Source organism: Bacteroides nordii (assembly GCF_019930665.1).
In the GTDB taxonomy this organism is placed as follows: domain Bacteria; phylum Bacteroidota; class Bacteroidia; order Bacteroidales; family Bacteroidaceae; genus Bacteroides; species Bacteroides nordii.
In genome coordinates, this window is record NZ_CP082886.1 from 495,399 (window position 1) to 515,056 (window position 19,658).

The 19,658-nt window shown below is 39.4% G+C and carries 17 protein-coding genes; 3 read left to right on the top strand and 14 right to left on the bottom strand.

Annotated elements, in window-relative coordinates; translation table 11 throughout:
* Nucleotides 1–41: 41 nt before the first annotated feature.
* From K8P02_RS01815 to K8P02_RS01865, 11 genes are all read right to left on the bottom strand, one after another.
* Nucleotides 42–734, bottom strand: a complete 693-nt coding sequence (locus tag K8P02_RS01815; protein ID WP_025866478.1) for a 16S rRNA (uracil(1498)-N(3))-methyltransferase — start codon at nt 732–734, stop codon at nt 42–44.
* Nucleotides 735–742: 8 nt separating this feature from the next.
* Entirely contained in the window at nt 743–1,306 is a 564-nt protein-coding gene (locus K8P02_RS01820; protein WP_002559540.1) for a bifunctional nuclease family protein, read from the bottom strand.
* A gap of 2 nt (nt 1,307–1,308) precedes the next feature.
* Nucleotides 1,309–2,562, bottom strand: a complete 1,254-nt coding sequence (locus tag K8P02_RS01825) for a nucleoside permease (RefSeq protein WP_002559541.1) — start codon at nt 2,560–2,562, stop codon at nt 1,309–1,311.
* 263 nt (nt 2,563–2,825) lie between these two features.
* Nucleotides 2,826–3,371, bottom strand: a complete 546-nt coding sequence (locus K8P02_RS01830) for a hypothetical protein (protein WP_002559542.1) — start codon at nt 3,369–3,371, stop codon at nt 2,826–2,828.
* A 60-nt stretch (nt 3,372–3,431) separates the two neighbouring features.
* Nucleotides 3,432–3,794, bottom strand: coding sequence for a DUF6984 family protein (locus tag K8P02_RS01835; RefSeq protein ID WP_025866477.1), 363 nt, complete (start codon nt 3,792–3,794; stop codon nt 3,432–3,434).
* Between the two features lie 58 nt (nt 3,795–3,852).
* Nucleotides 3,853–4,119 carry a hypothetical protein gene (locus tag K8P02_RS01840; protein ID WP_025866476.1) on the bottom strand — a complete coding sequence of 89 codons (267 nt, stop codon included), beginning with the start codon at nt 4,117–4,119 and terminating at the stop codon, nt 3,853–3,855.
* Nucleotides 4,120–4,229: 110 nt separating this feature from the next.
* Nucleotides 4,230–5,264, bottom strand: a complete 1,035-nt coding sequence (locus tag K8P02_RS01845) for an RHS repeat-associated core domain-containing protein (RefSeq protein ID WP_025866475.1) — start codon at nt 5,262–5,264, stop codon at nt 4,230–4,232.
* Nucleotides 5,265–5,282: 18 nt separating this feature from the next.
* Entirely contained in the window at nt 5,283–6,197 is a 915-nt protein-coding gene (locus K8P02_RS01850; protein WP_223381911.1) for a hypothetical protein, read from the bottom strand.
* Nucleotides 6,198–6,951: 754 nt separating this feature from the next.
* On the bottom strand, nt 6,952–8,130 hold the full coding sequence (locus tag K8P02_RS01855) for a class I SAM-dependent rRNA methyltransferase (protein ID WP_002559549.1): 1,179 nt from the start codon (nt 8,128–8,130) through the stop codon (nt 6,952–6,954).
* A gap of 44 nt (nt 8,131–8,174) precedes the next feature.
* A complete protein-coding gene (locus K8P02_RS01860; protein ID WP_007484347.1) occupies nt 8,175–8,822 on the bottom strand; it encodes a 3'-5' exonuclease in 648 nt (215 codons plus the stop codon).
* A gap of 12 nt (nt 8,823–8,834) precedes the next feature.
* Entirely contained in the window at nt 8,835–9,494 is a 660-nt protein-coding gene (locus K8P02_RS01865) for a DUF5063 domain-containing protein (protein ID WP_002559551.1), read from the bottom strand.
* Between the two features lie 167 nt (nt 9,495–9,661).
* Here K8P02_RS01865 and K8P02_RS01870 point away from each other — a divergent pair, with 167 nt between their 5' ends.
* The 3 genes from K8P02_RS01870 (at nt 9,662) to trxB (ending at nt 13,874) form a co-directional block, all read left to right on the top strand.
* The gene (locus K8P02_RS01870; protein WP_007484350.1) at nt 9,662–12,154 is read left to right on the top strand and encodes an FtsK/SpoIIIE family DNA translocase; all 2,493 of its coding nucleotides are present in this window, start codon (nt 9,662–9,664) and stop codon (nt 12,152–12,154) included.
* Nucleotides 12,155–12,173: 19 nt separating this feature from the next.
* The gene (locus K8P02_RS01875) at nt 12,174–12,818 is read left to right on the top strand and encodes a LolA-like putative outer membrane lipoprotein chaperone (RefSeq protein WP_002559553.1); all 645 of its coding nucleotides are present in this window, start codon (nt 12,174–12,176) and stop codon (nt 12,816–12,818) included.
* A gap of 108 nt (nt 12,819–12,926) precedes the next feature.
* The gene (trxB, locus tag K8P02_RS01880) at nt 12,927–13,874 is read left to right on the top strand and encodes a thioredoxin-disulfide reductase (RefSeq protein ID WP_002559554.1); all 948 of its coding nucleotides are present in this window, start codon (nt 12,927–12,929) and stop codon (nt 13,872–13,874) included.
* Nucleotides 13,875–14,104: 230 nt separating this feature from the next.
* Here the strand turns inward: trxB and K8P02_RS01885 are convergent, their stop codons facing one another.
* The 3 genes from K8P02_RS01885 to K8P02_RS01895 form a co-directional block, all read right to left on the bottom strand.
* Complete coding sequence (locus K8P02_RS01885) at nt 14,105–16,540, bottom strand: beta-N-acetylhexosaminidase (protein WP_122200936.1); 2,436 nt, start codon at nt 16,538–16,540, stop codon at nt 14,105–14,107.
* 43 nt (nt 16,541–16,583) lie between these two features.
* Entirely contained in the window at nt 16,584–17,285 is a 702-nt protein-coding gene (locus K8P02_RS01890) for a Crp/Fnr family transcriptional regulator (RefSeq protein WP_002559556.1), read from the bottom strand.
* Between the two features lie 174 nt (nt 17,286–17,459).
* Nucleotides 17,460–19,649 (bottom strand): glutamine synthetase III family protein, encoded by a 2,190-nt coding sequence (locus K8P02_RS01895; protein ID WP_002559557.1) that lies wholly within the window; start codon nt 19,647–19,649, stop codon nt 17,460–17,462.
* Nucleotides 19,650–19,658 lie beyond the last annotated feature (9 nt).

The following is a 19,658-nucleotide window of genomic DNA, read 5'->3' on the forward strand; positions in this document are numbered from 1 at the left end:
CGGTATGATAGCGCAGCCCGCTAATCACTAATCACTGCTCACTACTCACTATTCACTACCATTGTTGCTACCAGTGCTGCCGTTTCCGTTCGCAGCCGGGATTTACCTAAGCTTATGGGCTGAAAGCCTTTTTCTATTGCTTTGGTTACTTCCTCTTCACTGAAATCTCCTTCCGGTCCGATAAGCACCAATGCATCTTCTCCTGGTTTCAGAATATTTTTAAGCAGTGGTTTTTCACCTTTATAACAGTGTGCGATGAATTTTTGACCGGTAAACTCCTGGGTGATGAATTTATCAAAATCTGTCATTTCATTGAGCCTCGGCAAACGTGCTTTGAGTGATTGCTTGATGGCAGATACTACTATCTTTTCAATACGTTCCATCTTAATGACTTTTCGTTCCGAAAAACGGCAATTAAGAAAGGTCAACTCATCAAAACCTATTTCGGTAGCTTTTTCGGCAAACCATTCATTACGATCCATATTTTTTGTTGGAGCCATGGCTATGTGTAGATGTCCTGACCATAAAGGTTCTTGTGGAATTGTTTCGAGTATCTTTACCAAACAACGTTTGTTGGTTGCGGCAGTTATTTCCGCACGGTAAAAATTTCCATTACCATCCGTCAGGGTGATTTCATCTCCAATGTTGAGTCGTAAAACACGGACACAATGTTGTGCTTCTTCTTCCGGAAGTTCAAGGTTCTTCTGTATATCGGGAGTATAGAATACGTGCATATTTAAATTTATTTTCTTCTGTTTATTTCATCGCGTAACCGGGCTGCCAGTTCATAGTTCTCTTCTTTGATAGCTTGCTCCAATGCTTGTTCAAGTGAATTCACATTGTCGGAATCATTTGTCTCCTCTTCCTGTTGCTCTGTATCCGGCTGATCAGAATCATCCAGGCGGATATATTCTCTTTCAAGAATAGACTCATAAATAAAAATAGGGCAATCTGCACGTACGGCTAGAGCGATAGCGTCTGAAGTTCGTGAATCGATACGAATAATTTCTTCATCTTTCTGCAGGTAGATATATGAGTAAAAAACACCTTCTTTTGCCTTATAGATAAGCACCCTGAGCATTTTGGTGCCCAAAACGTTCAGGCATGTATAGAATAAATCGTGCGTCAGGGGACGCGGCGCTTTTACTCCTTTCAGGCAGATGGCAGTGGCTTGCGCTTCGGCCGGACCTATAATGATAGGTAGTTGCCGTTCGCCTCCCACTTCCCCCAATACCAAAGCGTAGGCACCTACCTGCGCCTGACTATTGGAGATATTTAATACTTGTAATTCTATCTTTTTATCCATTGTTACTTTTTACTTAATTCCTCTGGCTGGTGTTTGTATTTGAATACCAGAGCAAACAATATTCCGATAACTAATGCATAACCTGCGAAGATGAACCAGATGTCGGGCCATTCACGGCTTACCAACATACCGTCGGCATATACCGAGAAGGCATCCACCACAGCACCACTGGCATATCCTCCGATGATTGCTCCCAATCCGTTGGTCATCATAAAGAATAATCCCTGTGCGCTGGCTCTGATAGCAGGCTTAGCTTCTAATTCAACAAACAAAGAGCCCGAAATGTTGAAGAAATCGAATGCCATTCCGTAGACAATCATCGAAAGTATCAGCATCCATAGCCCTGAACCCGGATCGCCCAGACCGAAAAGTCCGAAACGGAATACCCAGGCAAACATACTGATAAGCATTACGCGCTTGATGCCGAAATGTCTGAGGAAAAATGGTATGGCAAGAATAAACAGGGTTTCACTCATTTGTGAGATAGAAAGTAGGATGACAGAGTGTTTTACACCGAACGAATCAGCGAATTCCGGTATCGAAGCAAAACTACCTAAGAAGAGGTCTCCATAACTGTTGGTAATTTGTAATGCAGCTCCTAATAACATAGAGAAGAGGAAAAAGATAACCATCTTCTTGCGTTTGAATAATACCAGAGCATCGAGTCCGAAAGCAGAAAGCAGGCTTTTGTTTTCACTTTTGGCAGGCGGACAAGCGGGTAGAGTAAATGAATATAAACCTAAAATAAGTGCTGCTGCACCACCCACATAGAGTTGTGCACAAGAGGATTTGAATCCGGTGAGATCTACTGCCCACATGGCACAGATAAAACCGATGGTTCCCCATACACGGATAGGCGGAAAGTCTTTGACAATGTCACATTTATATTGTTCGAGAGAGTTGTAAGATACCGTATTTGCTAATGAGAGCGTAGGCATATATACCAACAGATTGAGCAACATAGCCCAATACATATGGTTATAATCAGTGGCTGTGGAGGCATAGAAAAGGCTGGCAGCTCCCAGAATATGTAGTATCCCATATAATCGTTCAGCATTTACCCATTTGTCGGCTATAATACCTGTCAGTCCTGGCATGATGAGAGAGGCTATGCCCATTGTGGCAAAGATTGCACCTATTTGCCCTCCTTCAAAATGTAAGACACCACCCATGTAGCCGCCCAATGAAATTAACCACGATCCCCACACGAAGAACTGTAGGAAGTTCATAATAATTAGTCGATACTTGATACTCATATTATTTTTATTTAGTTACGAGTTACAAGCTACAAGTTATTACGAATTGTAACTTGTTGCTATTTTATAATAGCTGCAAATATAATGTTTTTCGCCGATTGTGTACCAAAAGAGTGGAGAAAAGAGCCCCTTGTATAAGGAAATTTGAGAAGAAAAAGAAGTCTGATTATAATTAGGTATGCAATTTGATTTTTTTAGTTGTTTGATTCTCTGTATTTAATTGTTATAGTTTCATACTCTAAAGATATGCTCTTCTAAAATATTTAGAAACTACTAATTAATTCCCCGATAAGCTTCTGTTGTTCTTTTGTAAATGGTAGCAACTTGCGGAACTTTCTTGATCTTTGAGCATTTTTATATGCAGTCATTGTTGATATATTAAATTCTAATTTCTTATTATGGCTTTTATCATATAATACAAAGTAGTAATAAATAGCGAAGTATTCGTCGGATTGAATATTATATGTTACTTTATCATGTTTTGTCCATGCAAATAAAGAACTTAACCGCTTGTCTGCCAAATCAAATTTATAGGTGTTTTGAATTCCTTTGCCTTTTTCTCCTTGATATACTTCAAAAAAAGAATCTCCTTCTTTGATAATGAGAAAAAGGGACTGGCCGATAAAATAACCGCCATAAGCGTAACCGGTTAAAGTCTTTTCCAAATTATTATCGGTGATAATTTCTTTAATAATTCTCCTACTAGCCTTATATTCATCATAAATATTAATAGTCTGGGCATTAGCTAACCCAAACGACCAGATTGAAACTACTAAATATATCAATAAAGTGTTTAAAAGTAACTTCATATGGTGATTTTATTTAAACCCCGTTATGCTTGCCTCAATGCAAATAGACTCTTACTCTGATTATTTATTTGAATATTCTACATCCTCAAAATGAGTAGGAATATTTATTAATTTGCTAAAATCAACCTTCCACATATCCAATTCGTAAAGTTTGTCATCTTCATCTAAATATAATGAAGCTACGACCAATACTCCATCAGTATCCCTAAATTGGCATTCACTAACTTGCGAACCAAAATGACGTACTTTATTGAATGTATCACAAGGAAATAAAGCCAAACTTCCCATTCCTCCATCTTCTAAAGAGGCCACTAATAAATCATTCTTCCAATCGGGAGAAATAACTTTAATTGATCGATGTATCAGTTCTTCTAAAAGAATTTCTTCTTCTATATTTAATTTTCTGATATTATTTAGCTTCATGTATTGTGCTTATAATAGTTATGTTGTATCCCTTTTTCTACTTGTATTAGAATGAATACTACTTTTGATTTTTGCATATTTCTATTAATTTATCACAAATGTTTTGTAACTCTTCAAAATGTCTTTGATTGTATTGGTCGTAACTTAAACCCATATAATCAACAAGCATTTTTTCCAGATGATTTATTAGCTTCTGACGGTCTTGAGCATAATGGATAATCATAGGGATATATTCCTTATATTCATCCATAGCCATTTCTTCTCCAACTCCAATAGGGTCCCACTTTGTTAAAATATCATTTATTTTGTTTGTAAGTTCATTCATAATATATGTACTTTATTATATCTTAAATAATGTAAATTGTCAAAATACAGATGTTCGTTTTTCATCATTCAATTTAGATTATAATGGACTAAATATTGTAATGTAATTAATTAAAATGGAATAAAAGCTCCTTTACCTAGGCCTTGTGAGGAACCAGAAGCATTACTGAAGACAGAAATAACTTTTCCGCTTTCATTTACAATCACAGTATTTCCTCCTAATGTATATCGGGTTTGAGGTCCATAGCGTCCTACAGCTTGCACTTTTTGCCCTTCTCTCACTATTTTTAAAATATCAGAAGTTTTGAATCCTCTTGAAATAGCTTGGTTAACGCCATGTTTTGTAAATCCACTAATTACTTTTTCTCCAACTTTAGCTCCGACTTTTACTGCGAGCTTTCCTATGCCCCAAGAAAGAGCTTTGCCTGCCAACGCACCACCTAGCTCACTAGCTGCTACCATAACAAGGGCTTCTCCTACCGGGCGACCTATTTCGTTATTTAAGAAACGATTGTTTATAGCATTCATCAATTCAGACTTAGAGTTTTCGGATAATGGACTATTTTTACCTAAAAACTGGTTTTGTAGTTTAGTACTGGAGTATATTCTATCAAAAGCATTTTCTGCTTGATTAGACATTACGCCTGCATTTTGATACGCATTCAAGTACGAGTTTTCACTTAATTGAATAGAAACTGAATGTCCAACGTTTGTGTAACCTTCCAATTGATCATGTCCTTCTTGCCAATAATAATTTCCAGTTTCATTATGGCGATACCAATCTCTACCATCAGGATCAATATAATTGACCGGATTATTATTACAATATGCATATGGGCTGATATTATAATTTTTTTCAGCAAATGGATCTATTGAAGTAAATTTCTTATCATTTGGATTAAGTATTACTTTCTTAAGTACACTATCATTGCTATTCACTAAATTTAAAGACATAGTATTTTTGTCAAACTCGACACTACTAATCTCGCTGCTTGAATCTGCATTTGATACTTTGAATTGTGTTTCGGGCATCTCAATCATTGATTTTACACTCTGTTCTGGTGCAAAATTGTCATAAGGAGTCTGTGCCAAAGCACTCAACGCAAAAAACGTTGCTATACTCAAAAATAAGATAAGCCTTTTCATAATGTATACTGATTTATGTTACTTCTCTGTATTTAATTTCGTCTGCTTAGCTTTTATATCATTGACCATCTTTTCATAATCCTCAGGTTTTATTGTAGAATAGCCGATTTTCGTAAGATATTTGAAAGTGGAGTCCATTGCTTCAAATTCTTTCATAAGTTCCGGATAACTAATAATGTCTCTATATTCTTTTAATCCCATATCGGTTATTTTATTGTCTAATCGGAATTTTAAATCGTTTCCTTTGTTAGTTTGCAATTGGCTATTGGGATAGTATTGTAAACCAATGCTGTAACACTTCCTGATAAAATCGTCTGAATATCTTCCTGTTTTATATTCATAATAGTTTAATAGGTCACATATGCAATATGCAACAGACTCAATATCTGACAACGATTTCATAAACAAACCATTTTCTATAGCAATTTCGGAAACATTGAAGGTTTCCATAATAAAGCTTGATCGTGAAAAAGTTCCGGTTGTCATTTCCAAATTCCACCAATTTCCTTTTTCATCCCTGTGTTTTACATAGCAGTGCATGGGGGCAATTGCTATAAATGCCTCTACATTGACTTCATTGGCTAAAATCTTATAAAGAAAAGGTAATGACCTGCAATTGCCTCTTTTTGTTTTTAAAAGGCGTGAAACTAAAGAGCTTTCCAGATCTGAGTCACTCATGAAATTCTCAAAATCATATTGATACGGTTTGAAGTTATTTTCTGGGATACTGTCAGACATATAAGTAAATACCGCCCAATTTCCGGCAGTTTTATACTGTCTTAAATTGCGGTTGTCTATCATTTTATTAAGTATGGGTTTTATTCTCAATATTTCATTGTTATAATCCTCCCAACTCATTTTCCCTTCATAATAAGCATTCTCAACAAGAAAAACCGCTTTTTTAAAACTTAAAGGTTTTTCTCCTTTCAACATCTGGTTTATTTCATTTATGGCAATGTCGAAATGTTTCTGGATATTGGCAGGTACGGGATGAGATAAAGCATTTTTGTTGGTATGAAAATCTGCCCATTTCTGGCCAGAACTGAATGTTTGTGCATTTAATTGCAAAAATATAATAAAAGGCAATATATAAATTAATCTTTTCATTACTCTAATGTTTATGTAATTATAGTCAATTTCTAAGTCTACTTATCACAAATAAAATAAACCTTGCCGTATTATTTCAAAAAGGGTATATTTCCTAATGAAATGCATGTTAATAACAAAAATATAAAAAATATTTAAGAAACAATCATTGTTGTATTATATTTTTTATCGTATTCAATTTTTATTTGTACAAAGAACTTGTTTTAGTGTTTTCTTGACCAATTAAGACTGATAAATGTGTTTGTTTGAAAGAAGTTTGTTGTAGTATGCCGCGAAGTAGGTTTATTTTGCACTACATATCCACTTATGTAAGAAAAGTTATTCTTTTGGATTAATATCAGAAACTTGTTTGGACCAAAATTACTTGATATTTGATCGTTAGTTGTTTGTGTATGGTATATAAAAAAGAAGGCTATCTATCCCAGACAGCCAATCTTTATTAACCTTAAATCTAATACCATGAAAAACACAGTGCAAAGATAAAGGGATTTATGTTATAAAACATAATGATTTGCTATAAAACTGCGATTTATTAACATTGTTTAGCTTTGATGATTCCTTAATTATGCTACACGCCAGATTATTCTACATACAAAACTAATCCTTTGAGATATTCCCCTTCCGGATGGTAGATGTTTACCGGATGATCTGCAGGTTGGGTTAATTGATGTAAAATGCGAACGCTACGCCCTGATGTAGCAGCGGCAGTAAATACAGCCGTACGGAAATTATCTTTTGTCACTACCTGCGAACAAGAGAATGTAAATAAGATACCACCCGGTTTGATTTTCTCAAAAGCTTTGGCGTTCAGTTTACGGTATCCTTGCAGAGCATTGCGCAATGCATCTTTATGTTTGGCAAAAGCAGGAGGATCGAGGATTATCAGATCATACTGATCGCCCATGCGGTCGAGGTATTTGAAAGCATCTTCTGCGTAAGCTTCATGACGTGGATCTCCGGGGAAATTTAATTCTACATTCTTGTTGGTGAGATCTATTGCTTTAGCAGAACTGTCTACCGAATGAACTTGTTTGGCACCACCGCGCATCGCATAGAAAGAGAATCCCCCTGTGTAACAGAACATATTCAGCACAGAACGATCTTTTGAATAACGTTCCAGCAGAGCACGGTTCTCGCGTTGGTCCACAAAAAAACCTGTTTTTTGTCCTTTTAGCCAGTCTACATGGAATTTTAGTCCATATTCACGGGCTATGTTATCACTGCTTCCTCCTTTCAGGAATCCATTTTCCGGGAAAAGATCGGCTTTGAAAGGGAGGGTAGTTTCCGATTTATAATAGATGTTTTCTATTTTACCTTCCATAACCTCAGACAAAGCTTCGGCGATAGCCATGCGGTCAACGTGCATACCGGCAGAATGTGCCTGCATGACAGCTGTTTTAGCATATATATCAATGACCAGGCCAGGCAGATTGTCACCCTCACCATGTACCAGACGATAGGTGTCGTTGGTGGGATTGGTGGCGATACCGATACTACGGCGCATGTCATAAGCTATCTCCAGTTTGCGTTTCCAGAAATCGTGATTGATAGGTTCTTGTTTGAAGGAGAGTACACGTATGGCAATACTACCTATCTGGAAGTGTCCTTCGGCAATGAATTCTTTCTTGGAGGTATATACTTCCACAACTTCACCCTCTTCCGGTTCACCGTCGAAACGGGCGATAGCGCCTGAAAATATCCAGGGATGAAAACGTTTTAGTGATTCTTCTTTACCGGGTTTGAGATATACTTTGTACATGAAAATATAGGGATTTACAATTTACAATTTTACGATTTACAATTTTAGAGAGGGCGGGTTCCCTGTTCGTCTTCTATAGCTACGGGAGTTTCTTCTATTTCAAAGTTGCCGGTATGCTTCAGCTCTTCCAATAAATTATAGATGTGAAGGCATGCCCAGGCATCTGTTGCCGCATATTGTTTTTGGGCATCTGTTAATACATCCGCTTCCCAATTGGAAAGACGTTGTGATTTTGATATTTTTTCTTTAAATAAGATGCCGTATATTTTTTGCAGACTTTTGTCCAATATGCCGAAAGGACGTACATAATCCTGTAATTCCACACAACCCTGTTGGGTGAATGGTGCACGTTTATGCAGCATCATAAAGTCATCACGCAGTGACAAACCAACTTTTATTACTTCCGGATTTTCCAGCAATCCAATCAGTGACGGAGTAAGCCCCGTCATGTTCAGGCGGAATAGGAAACAGCATTCGTTGGAGGATATTTGTAATAGTGCAACTTTATGAGATTGTCCTTTAGTGAAAGACGGACGGGTCTCACTATCAATGCCCAATACGGACTGGGCTTGTAGATATGCCACTGCCTTGTCTGCTTCTTTCTCGCTTTGAATCACGTGTATCGGTCCTTCAAAAACGGCTTTAGGCAATTCTTTTATTTCTTCCTTACTTATTGTTCTTTTTATGATCATTTTCTTCTTCTCTTATTCGTTGTCATGGCAATGACAGCCATGGTCGTGACAATGACAATCGTCATCCTCTCCACAATGGCAATCTTCATCATCGCAGTGGCAATCATCATTCCCAGGTTCATACTCACCTTCTTCAACTTCTTCTTCCTCCTCTGGCTCCTGGTTATACTTCACATCATGGAGTGCCCGCAAAGTATTTACCAGTTTTTGTCCCCATAGAAGTCCAAAGTTTTCCTGGCAGATGGCAAGGGAGTCGTTCATCGTTTCGTTCAGTCCGAGCTGGAATACAAATATAAAGTCCCGGATGTCCTGATAAATATCAGCAAGGTCTTCCGATATATTTTTCTTAATGGGCTGATCACTGTAGGCCATGTCCGGTAGGAAAACTTCAAGATAATCATCCTTTTCGGCCATGATGTCAGCCAGGTTAATACGCAACACTTCGTACATTTCCTCCGTAACATAAGTTTCGGGTGCTTCATCACCTATCACTTCACACTTAGGAAGCATGGATGCTTTGAGATAAAGCAGAGGGAGTATTTTTAGTGTTGTATCAACAAATGTCTTACGCTTCATGTTCTCGGAACGTTCGAGAAAAGCACAGAATTCTGCGGCTACCGTAACGAATTCTATTACATTTTTATCAAATATTACCAGACTTTCTTTTTTCATATCTGCTTGAATTGAAACGCAAAGGTAAGAAAAAGGATTGAAAGAGTGAGAGGATTAGTAAGAGATTCTTTTTGATGGGTAATAACTTTAAAGGCAACAGTTAGGAAGAAAATTGTTTTTTTACTACTTTTGCGCTTTAGTATTATATAAGGTATAAAAGACGCAATATGGCAAAAAAGAAATCAGATAAAGAGGCAGAACCAAAGGTGCCTTCTACTAATAAGTTCATAGCATTTCTCAAAAATGAAACCATCCACTTTGTTCTTGGTTTGGTGTTGGTGATATTTTCCGTTTATTTATTGTTGGCTTTCTCTTCCTTCTTTTTTACGGGAGCAGCAGATCAGAGTATTATTGATAGCGGAAATCCACATGATCTGTCAACCGTGAACAATCATGTGAAGAACTATGCCGGTTCGCGGGGAGCACAATTGGCCAGTTATCTTATAAATGATTGCTTCGGGATTTCGTCATTCTTTATTCTTATCTTCCTGGCTGTGGCAGGATTAAAACTGATGCGCGTGCGGATTGTGCGTTTGTGGAAATGGTTTATTGGATGTGCATTGCTGCTTGTATGGTTTTCTGTATTCTTTGGCTTTGCCTTTATGGATAGCTATCAGGACTCATTCATTTATTTGGGAGGACGTCACGGATATAATGTAGCCAATTGGCTGACTTCACAGGTGGGACAACCTGGTGTTTGGATGATTTTGCTTGTGACGGCGATTTGTTTCCTTATTTATATCAGTGCCCGTACAGTCATATGGTTACGTAAACTTTTTAGCCTTAGCTTCTTGAAACGTAGTCGTAAAGAGGGAAGAGAAGAGCAGGAAGAAAGTCCTGCAGCAGAACAGGTAAAGCCTGAATTTGCCAATCCGAAACCTCACGAAGTAGAGTTTTCTATGGATCGGACTTTCCAACAGAAACCAGCTCCTAAAGAGGTTAAAACGGAGCCTGAAATGAAAGAGCCGGAGTTTGTTATGCCGTCAGAAATCAATGAGAATTCATCGAAAGAGGAGGAGGAAGTGACAATGACTTTTGAACAGACTACCCCCGACCCGGTTCCTGTTGTGAATGAATTGACTGATAAAGAACCTGCTTTTGAAGTTGAGGCCGCTGCTGACGCCGATGACGATTATCTGGGAAAAGAAACTGAACCTTATAATCCGAAACTTGATCTTGAAAATTATCGTTTTCCTGGCATTGAGCTGATGAGGCATTTTGAGAACAATGAGCCTACCATTAATATGGAGGAACAGAATGCGAATAAGGATAAGATTATCAATACATTGAGGAGCTTTGGCATCGAGATCAGTACGATCAAGGCAACTGTAGGACCTACCGTAACTCTTTATGAAATAACTCCTGAACAGGGAGTACGTATTTCAAAGATCCGTGGATTGGAAGATGATATTGCATTGAGCCTTTCGGCATTGGGAATTCGTATTATTGCCCCGATTCCCGGAAAAGGAACAATCGGTATTGAAGTACCGAACTCTAACCCTAAAATTGTTTCGGGACAAAGTATTATCGGTAGTAAGAAATTTCAGGAGTCTACCTATGATTTGCCGATTGCATTTGGTAAGACAATCACGAATGAGGTGTTTATGGTAGACCTTTGTAAAATGCCGCACGTATTGGTAGCAGGTGCTACCGGACAAGGTAAATCCGTGGGACTGAATGCAATCATTACTTCTTTATTGTATAAGAAACATCCGGCAGAACTGAAGTTTGTACTTGTCGATCCGAAGAAAGTAGAGTTTAGTATTTATTCGGTTATTGAGCATCATTTCCTTGCCAAGTTGCCCGATGGAGGTGATGCCATTATTACGGATGTGACGAAGGTTGTGCAGACACTTAATTCTGTCTGTGTGGAGATGGATACCCGTTATGATTTGTTGAAGATGGCGCATGTACGCAATATAAAGGAGTATAACGAGAAATTTGTCAATCGCCGTCTGAACCCTGAAAAGGGACATAAGTTTATGCCTTATATTGTGGTAGTTATTGATGAGTTTGGTGATTTGATAATGACTGCCGGAAAAGAGATAGAATTACCTATTGCCCGTATTGCCCAGCTGGCGCGTGCGGTAGGTATCCATATGATTATTGCCACACAGCGTCCTACAACAAACATTATTACAGGTACGATCAAGGCGAACTTCCCGGCGCGTGTTGCTTTCCGCGTTTCGGCAATGATGGATTCGCGTACAATTCTTGACCGTCCGGGAGCCAATCAGCTGATAGGACGCGGAGATATGCTTTTCTTACAGGGAGCAGATCCGGTGCGCGTACAGTGTGCATTTATTGATACGCCGGAGGTGGAGGAGATCACTAAGTTTATTGCAAAACAGCAAGGATATCCGACTGCCTTTTTCTTGCCCGAATATGTGAGTGAAGATGGAGGTAGTGACCTGGGAGATGTGGATATGGGGCGTCTTGATCCGCTGTTTGAAGAAGCAGCCCGGTTGATCGTTATTCACCAGCAGGGTTCTACTTCTCTGATTCAGCGTAAATTCTCTATTGGATATAATCGTGCAGGGCGTATTATGGACCAATTGGAAAAAGCCGGAATCGTTGGCCCAACCCAGGGAAGTAAGGCACGCGACGTTTTGTGTATGGATGAAAATGACCTCGAAATGAGATTGAACAATTTACAATAAACAAGCGTTAATAAGACAAATGAAGAAGTACATTTTTAACATTTTGATAGCTTTACTTACTACTTTGCCTGTACTTGCCCAAAAACAAGCACAGGCAAAACTTGTGCTTGATAAAACGGCTGCCGCTTTTGAAAAAGCAGGTGGAGTAAAAGCTGATTTTAGTGTACAGGCTTTTAATAAAGGGCATTCTGTAGGAACGGCTACCGGAACCATTGAGCTGAAAGGAGAGAAGTTTTTTCTGAAAACGGCTGAGACGGTTTCATGGTTTGACGGAAAAACGCAGTGGAGTTATCTTACTCAAAATGATGAGGTAAATATTAGTACTCCTACTGAAGCAGAATTACAGGGCTTGAATCCGTATGCATTGCTCTATCTTTATAAGAAAGGGTTTGATTATGAATTAGGGAAAGTGGCAGATTTTCATGGGAAACAGGTGTATGAGGTGATCCTCACTGCAACAGATAAAAAACAGGACTTGTCCCGTATCGTACTTTATGTAGTAAAAAGTACCTATCAGCCTGTTTATATAAAAGTGGAACAACGTGATGGTAGCCGGAGTGAGATAACCATTACCAGATATCAAACAGGCTTGAAACTGTCCGACTCTGTTTTTGTCTTTAATAAACAACAATACCCTACTGCCGAAATCATAGATTTAAGATAAACAGTAGATTTTTTTAATCGTAAATAGTAAATAAGTAAATCGTAAACGTACCTATGTGATGAAGATAAAATAATAGTCATGACCATAGGGAATAAATAATAAAATAGAATGGTGGAAACAGAAAAAGTAAGATGCCTGATTATTGGTTCAGGTCCTGCCGGGTATACGGCAGCGATATATGCGGGGCGTGCAAACTTATCCCCCGTGCTTTATGAAGGAATACAACCTGGTGGACAGTTGACAACCACCACAGATGTGGAGAACTTTCCCGGATATCCGCAAGGTATCAGTGGTCCGCAACTGATGGAAGATTTGCGCACGCAAGCCGAACGCTTCGGTGCAGATATCCGTTTCGGTATTGCTACTGCTTCGGATTTGAGCAAAGCACCCTATAAAATTACCATTGACGGAGAGAAGGAGATTGAGGCGGAAACATTGATTATAGCAACCGGTGCTACGGCAAAATATCTGGGTCTGGAAGATGAAAAGAAATATGCCGGAATGGGTGTAAGCGCTTGTGCTACTTGCGACGGGTTCTTTTATCGTAAGAAAGTGGTGGCTGTTGTTGGTGGGGGTGATACGGCTTGTGAAGAAGCTGTTTACCTTGCCGGATTGGCTTCAAAAGTATACCTTATTGTTCGTAAACCTTATCTGCGTGCATCAAAAATCATGCAGGAGCGTGTGTTGAACCATGATAAGATAGAGGTGTTATTTGAACATAATGCTGTTGGCCTGTTCGGTGAGAATGGGGTAGAAGGTGTAAGCCTTGTAAAGCGTTGGGGTGAACCGGATGAAGAACGTTATACATTGTCTATAGATGGATTTTTCCTGGCTATCGGTCATAAGCCGAATTCTGATATCTTCAAACCCTATCTTGAAACGGATGAAGTAGGCTATATCATTACGGAGGGGGATACTCCCCGTACAAAGGTACCGGGGGTTTTTGCTGCCGGTGATGTTGCCGATCCGCATTACCGTCAGGCAATTACTGCTGCAGGAAGTGGTTGTAAAGCCGCTATTGAGGCAGAGCGTTATTTGTCTGAAAAAGGACTTTAATAATAAATCCATCATATATAAAAAAAGCGGATTGTACTGTTACAGTGCAATCCGTTTTTTATTGATAACCAGAGTCAAAAAATGAATGTAAGTTTTCCCACAATGTAAAAATGTACATTCTTGTATGGTAAAGGTGTACATTCTTGTTATATAAGAATGTACATTCCTGTCATACAAAAGTGTACATTCTTATAACTTCTGATTATCAGTTGGTTATGTTGCTTTTCTTCTTAATAAATCTCTATTTCGTCAAGATACAGATTTGCCTGTATGATGTCTTCCGGAGTATCTTTTCTGCAATCAATACCGTTACGTAAGGTACCTCCATTTTGGATTTTTACTTTTACATAAGTGGCTTCAACAGGATCGAAAGAGATAGAATCAGTATACGCTTTTCTTCCTTTATCCGGAAATTGACGGGTAAATGTCTCTTCTGCAACTTGCCGGTATTCTTTACCATCGGCTGAGATTTCTACCGTAGCAGCACCTGCCGGTAAAATGCGATAGGCCGGGTTAAATAATGAACCAAATACTACCTGACTGATTTGAGTCGGTTTATCGAGTTGTACAATGAATTCTACTTCTTTACGTTTTTCATTCATGGAGAAATTTGTCCATGGAGTATAAGATGCGTTATTTCCACGCTTGCCATTTGTTAGTCCGAAGGTGGTTTTGTCTGCACCGAATAAATCGTTTTCTCCGAAAATATCTCCCTTCATCCATCCTAAAGCAGGGTTCACTACGAAGCTTTTTCCGCTAATCAGATTACCATAAAGAGGCTTGTGGCGGATTTTACCCAGCATTTTACCATTTTTGAATGCAGCAGCTTTCAGGTTTATATTTCCTTGAAGTGCGAAAGGGGCTGTGTAAAGCGTTGATTTAATATTCGGTTCACTTCCGTCTGTGGTGTATCGGATTTCAGCATCCGGGTAATAACATTCCAATATCACGTTTAATGTATCGTTATCTACGTGTGTATTGACATTTACATCAAAAAAGTTACGGCACGCTTTGACGTTCAGCATGTCCAGGCGTTCAAACTCTTCTGCCATACGCTTACAGAAATTTTTCCAGTCTTTATTCTGGTCCAGCGTCCATCCTGTTTCTGAAATAGCTACTGCTTTGGGGAATATCTGATAATCGCGACGATCATTATTTTGCATATATTCTGTCCAGGCATTTCCCTGTACGCCAATAATATGCTTCTTTACCAGTTCATCGGCATCATCTGCTACTGGGTTGTAAGTATAAGTCATTTTCAGTGTGACATATCCGCCGATAGTAACTGGTGCTGTTTCCGGGTCTTCCTGATAATAATCCACATACATATAAGGACTCGGGGTCATGATGGCATTGTGTCCCAGTTTGGCGGCATTCATACCTCCGTCTACCCCTCTCCATGACATGACAGTGGCATTAGGTGCCAATCCTCCTTCGAGAATCTCATCCCAACCAATGATATTACGTCCTTTGCTGTTTATGTATTTTTCCATACGAGTGACGAAATAGCTTTGCAGCTTTTCTTCTTTTGTATGTAGTTTGCCATCTGCTGGATTAGGAGTTGTATCATCTTTCAATCCCAGCTTTTTGATAAGTCCCTGGCAGTGCGCACAGTTTTTCCATGCAGTCTTGGGGCATTCATCACCTCCTACATGTATGTATGCACTCGGAAATAGTTCAATGACTTCGTCAAGGACTCCTTCCAGAAATTTGAAGGTTTCTTCTTTCGGACAGTATACCTGGTCAAATATTCCCCATGTCCCGGTTACATCGTAAGTGGTGTCGGGTGTGCACGAAAGCTCAGGATAAGAGGCAATGGCGGCAATGGCATGTCCCGGCATCTCAATTTCAGGAATAACCGTAATGTATTTGCTGGCGGCATAAGCCACTACGTCTTTAATTTGTTCCTGAGTATAGTAACCTTCAACTTCTTTTCCATCAAATATTTGCGGATAGTTGGTGAAGTAATAATCTATAAGTGTCTCTTTCCGTTTGGAACCGATTTCCATCAGCTTGGGGAATTTTTTGATTTCAATTCTCCATCCCTGGTCGTCTGTCAGGTGCCAATGAAAGGTGTTCATTTTGTGCATGGCAAGCATATCAATGAACTTATATACATATTCTATAGGAGAGAAGTTACGACAAACGTCAAGCATCATTCCACGATATGCGAAACGGGGAGCGTCTTCTATTTCTACAGCAGGTATTGACCAGTCAGCGCGTTTGTTGCGTTCTTTTCCATATACAGCCGGAGGCAGAAGTTGGTAGAGTGTTTGTACACCGTAGAAGAAACCGTTGGGTTGTGATGCGGTAATTGTAATGTTAGTTGGGGTAACGGATAATTTGTATCCTTCCTGAGGCATGCCTTCTTGGGTTATAAAAGTGATGGAAGGATTGCCGGCATGCTCCTTGTCTATTCGTTCTAACGACAATCCGGAGGTTGTTGCCAAACGCCCGATGAGACTGTCTGCAATGTTTTGTACCTCCGGTGTACAACCGGCTGTAATAACTTTGACTTTTTTGTTTAACTCAAAACGTCCTTGTTGGGGCGTCATTTGGTTAGGCAACGGAACGAGATTGTACTCATTCACTGTTTCTTTTGAATCTTTACATCCGGGGGCGATGAACAATAGAGACAAAAGAAAGAAGGAAATTCCTTTTTTCATGATACGAAATGTGTGTTAAGTTATATAATTGTGATAAAAAAAATTATCCGATTTTGCTGATCTTCTTCAGCTTTTCTTCATCTATTATTTTTATTTTTCTTCCGTCAATGGTGATAAGGCGCTCGGTTGCAAAGTTTGATAACGTACGGATGGCATTAGAAGTGGTCATATTAGAAAGATTAGCCAAGTCTTCGCGAGACAGATAGATACTTAGGGTAGAACCATCTTCTTCAAGTCCATAGCTTTCTTTAAGGAATATGAGAGACTCCGCCAATCGTCCGCGGATATGTTTTTGAGTCAGGTTGACAGTTCGTTCATCTGCAATGCCAAGATCAATGGACAATTGGCGAATGAAGAACATGGCAAGGTCATTATTTTGGGTTACCAAAGTCATAATAGCGCTCATAGGTATCAGTCCGATAAGGGACGGTTCGAAAGCTGCTGCAGCTGTAACAAAATCTTCTTTGGCAAAGAAAGCACGGTATGCAAAATATTCGGTGGGTTTGATCATACGGATGATCTGGCTACGGCCTCCAACTCCTTCTTTAAATATTTTTACTTTTCCACTGAGGAGGCACATTAAATGTGTAGGTGTTTCACCTTCACAGTAGATGACTTCGTTCTTTTTGTAATTTTGTAGAGTAAAATTGTTCGCCAGGAACTCTCTTTGTTCATTGTTCAAGGGAGCCCACATATCGGATAATTTATCCGAGATATCTATGTCTGACAAGTTTATCTTTACCATGAGTGCTGCAAAACTGTGTTATAAAGCACAAATGTAGAAAGAAAAAATGAGAAAAAGAATAAAAGATAAAAATAATGTGCTAATATAATAATATGTCAATTTGCCAATATGCCAATTGCTCTTTAGTATGATAGTGCAGTTTATTAGCATATTGGCGAATTAACACATTATTATTTATTTCGTGAACAGCAATTCCCTGTATTTAGGCAATGGCCATATTTCGTCATCGATTTCCATTTCCAGATGGTCGATGTGATCACGGATACTTTCCAGATAGGGGCGTACGGTTTCTTCATAAGCGAAGGCCTTTTCTTGAAAGTTTTCTTTGTGATTGGCTACTTTACGGGCTTCAGTCATATCTCTGACTAAAACTTTGATCGCAGTAACCCGGCGGGAGATTTCTTTGATCAGTTCTTTCCGGTCGGCACTCATTACTTCGTACTCTTCGGGAGAGAATATTTCTTTCATTCCTAATAAGTTTTCCAACAAACGATTCTGGTAACTTACTGCGATGGGTACAATATGATTTATAGCGAGATCTCCTAATACACGACTTTCTATTTGTACTTTCATCGTGTATTTTTCTAATTCCACTTCAAGACGGCAGGCAAGTTCTGTTTCGTTAAAAATGCGTTCGCCTATCAATACGGATTTAGATTGGTTGTCTACGTAGTGCATCAATGCTTCCGGAACGTGACAGATATTGGTTAATCCGCGGCGGGCGGCTTCTTGTTTCCATTCTTCCGAATAACCGTCACCTTCAAAACGGATGGGTTCTGAAGCAATGATTGTTTCTTTTAGCAGGCGGAAAATAGCTTCGTCTTTACCGATACCTTCTTCCATTAACTTTTCAACGGAAGCACGAAATTCGTTAAGCTGGTTAGCCATAGCTGCATTGATAGCAATCATGGCAGCAGCACAGTTGGAAGATGATCCGGCAGCACGGAACTCAAAGCGGTTTCCGGTGAAAGCAAATGGAGATGTACGGTTTCTGTCAGTAGTATCCAGTAAAATTTCGGGGATACGTCCGATACCGAGTTTAAGCGTTGTTTTTTCTTCCGGTGTCATTTTGCTACTCCCTACCTGGCGCACGATTTCGTCTAATGTAGAGGAGAGTTGTCTACCTAAGAAGATGGATAATATGGCGGGTGGGGCTTCATTGGCTCCCAATCGGTGACTGTTACCGGCACTCATAATAGAGGCACGCAGCAAGTCCTGATTTTTGTAAACCATCATTAATACGTTGACCAGGAAGGTAAGGAAAAGCATATTACCTTTCGGATTCTTGCCCGGGGCAAAAAGATTGATACCGGTATCTGTACAGAGTGACCAGTTGTTATGTTTGCCTGAGCCATTGACACCACTATACGGTTTCTCATGCAGTAATACTGCAAAGTGATGTTTACGGGCAATGCGCTTCATCAGATCCATGACCAATTGATTGTGGTCATTGGCCAGATTGGCATTCTCAAAGATGGGAGCAAGCTCAAACTGGTTTGGGGCAACTTCATTGTGTCGGGTTTTGGCAGGTATACCCAGCTTGTGGCATTCTATCTCCAACTCTTTCATGAAAGCAGTAACACGGGGGGGGATAGAGCCAAAATAATGATCTTCCAATTGCTGGTCTTTAGCTGATGAATGGCCCATTAAGGTTCGTCCTGTCAGGCATAAGTCGGGACGGGCATTATATAAAGAGGAGTCAACAAGGAAGTATTCCTGTTCCCAACCTAAATTAGTAAATACACGGGTTATATTTTTGTCGAATAACTGGCATACTTCTGTTGCAGCTTTATCTACTGCTGCGAGTGCTTTGAGTAGTGGAGTTTTATAATCTAATGCTTCACCTGTATATGAAATGAAAATAGTGGGAATACAGAGAGTAGTATCTACTACAAAAGCCGGAGAAGAAACGTCCCAGGCTGTATATCCGCGCGCCTCAAACGTATTACGTATTCCTCCGTTAGGAAAAGAAGAGGCGTCAGGTTCTTGTTGAATGAGTAGCTTGCCTGAAAAACGTTCTATGACTCCGCCATCTTCGCTGAATTCGATGAAGCCGTCATGTTTTTCGGCTGTGCCATCAGTCAGTGGCTGAAACCAATGGGTGTAGTGAGTCACATTCAGTGATTTTGCCCAACTTTTCATACCATTAGCGATAAGGTCAGCCATTTCACGATTGATGGGAGTACCTTTCTCAATAGCATCCATTACAGCTTTGTAGGCTTCTTTAGGAAGATATTCCTGCATCTTCTTACGGTCGAATACGTGGGAACCATAATAATCGGACAATTTGTTGGAAGGAGGAGTGATTTCCAAAGGACATCTGCTGGAAAGTTCCTGTAAAGCTAAAAATCTCATTTTTGACATAATAGTGTC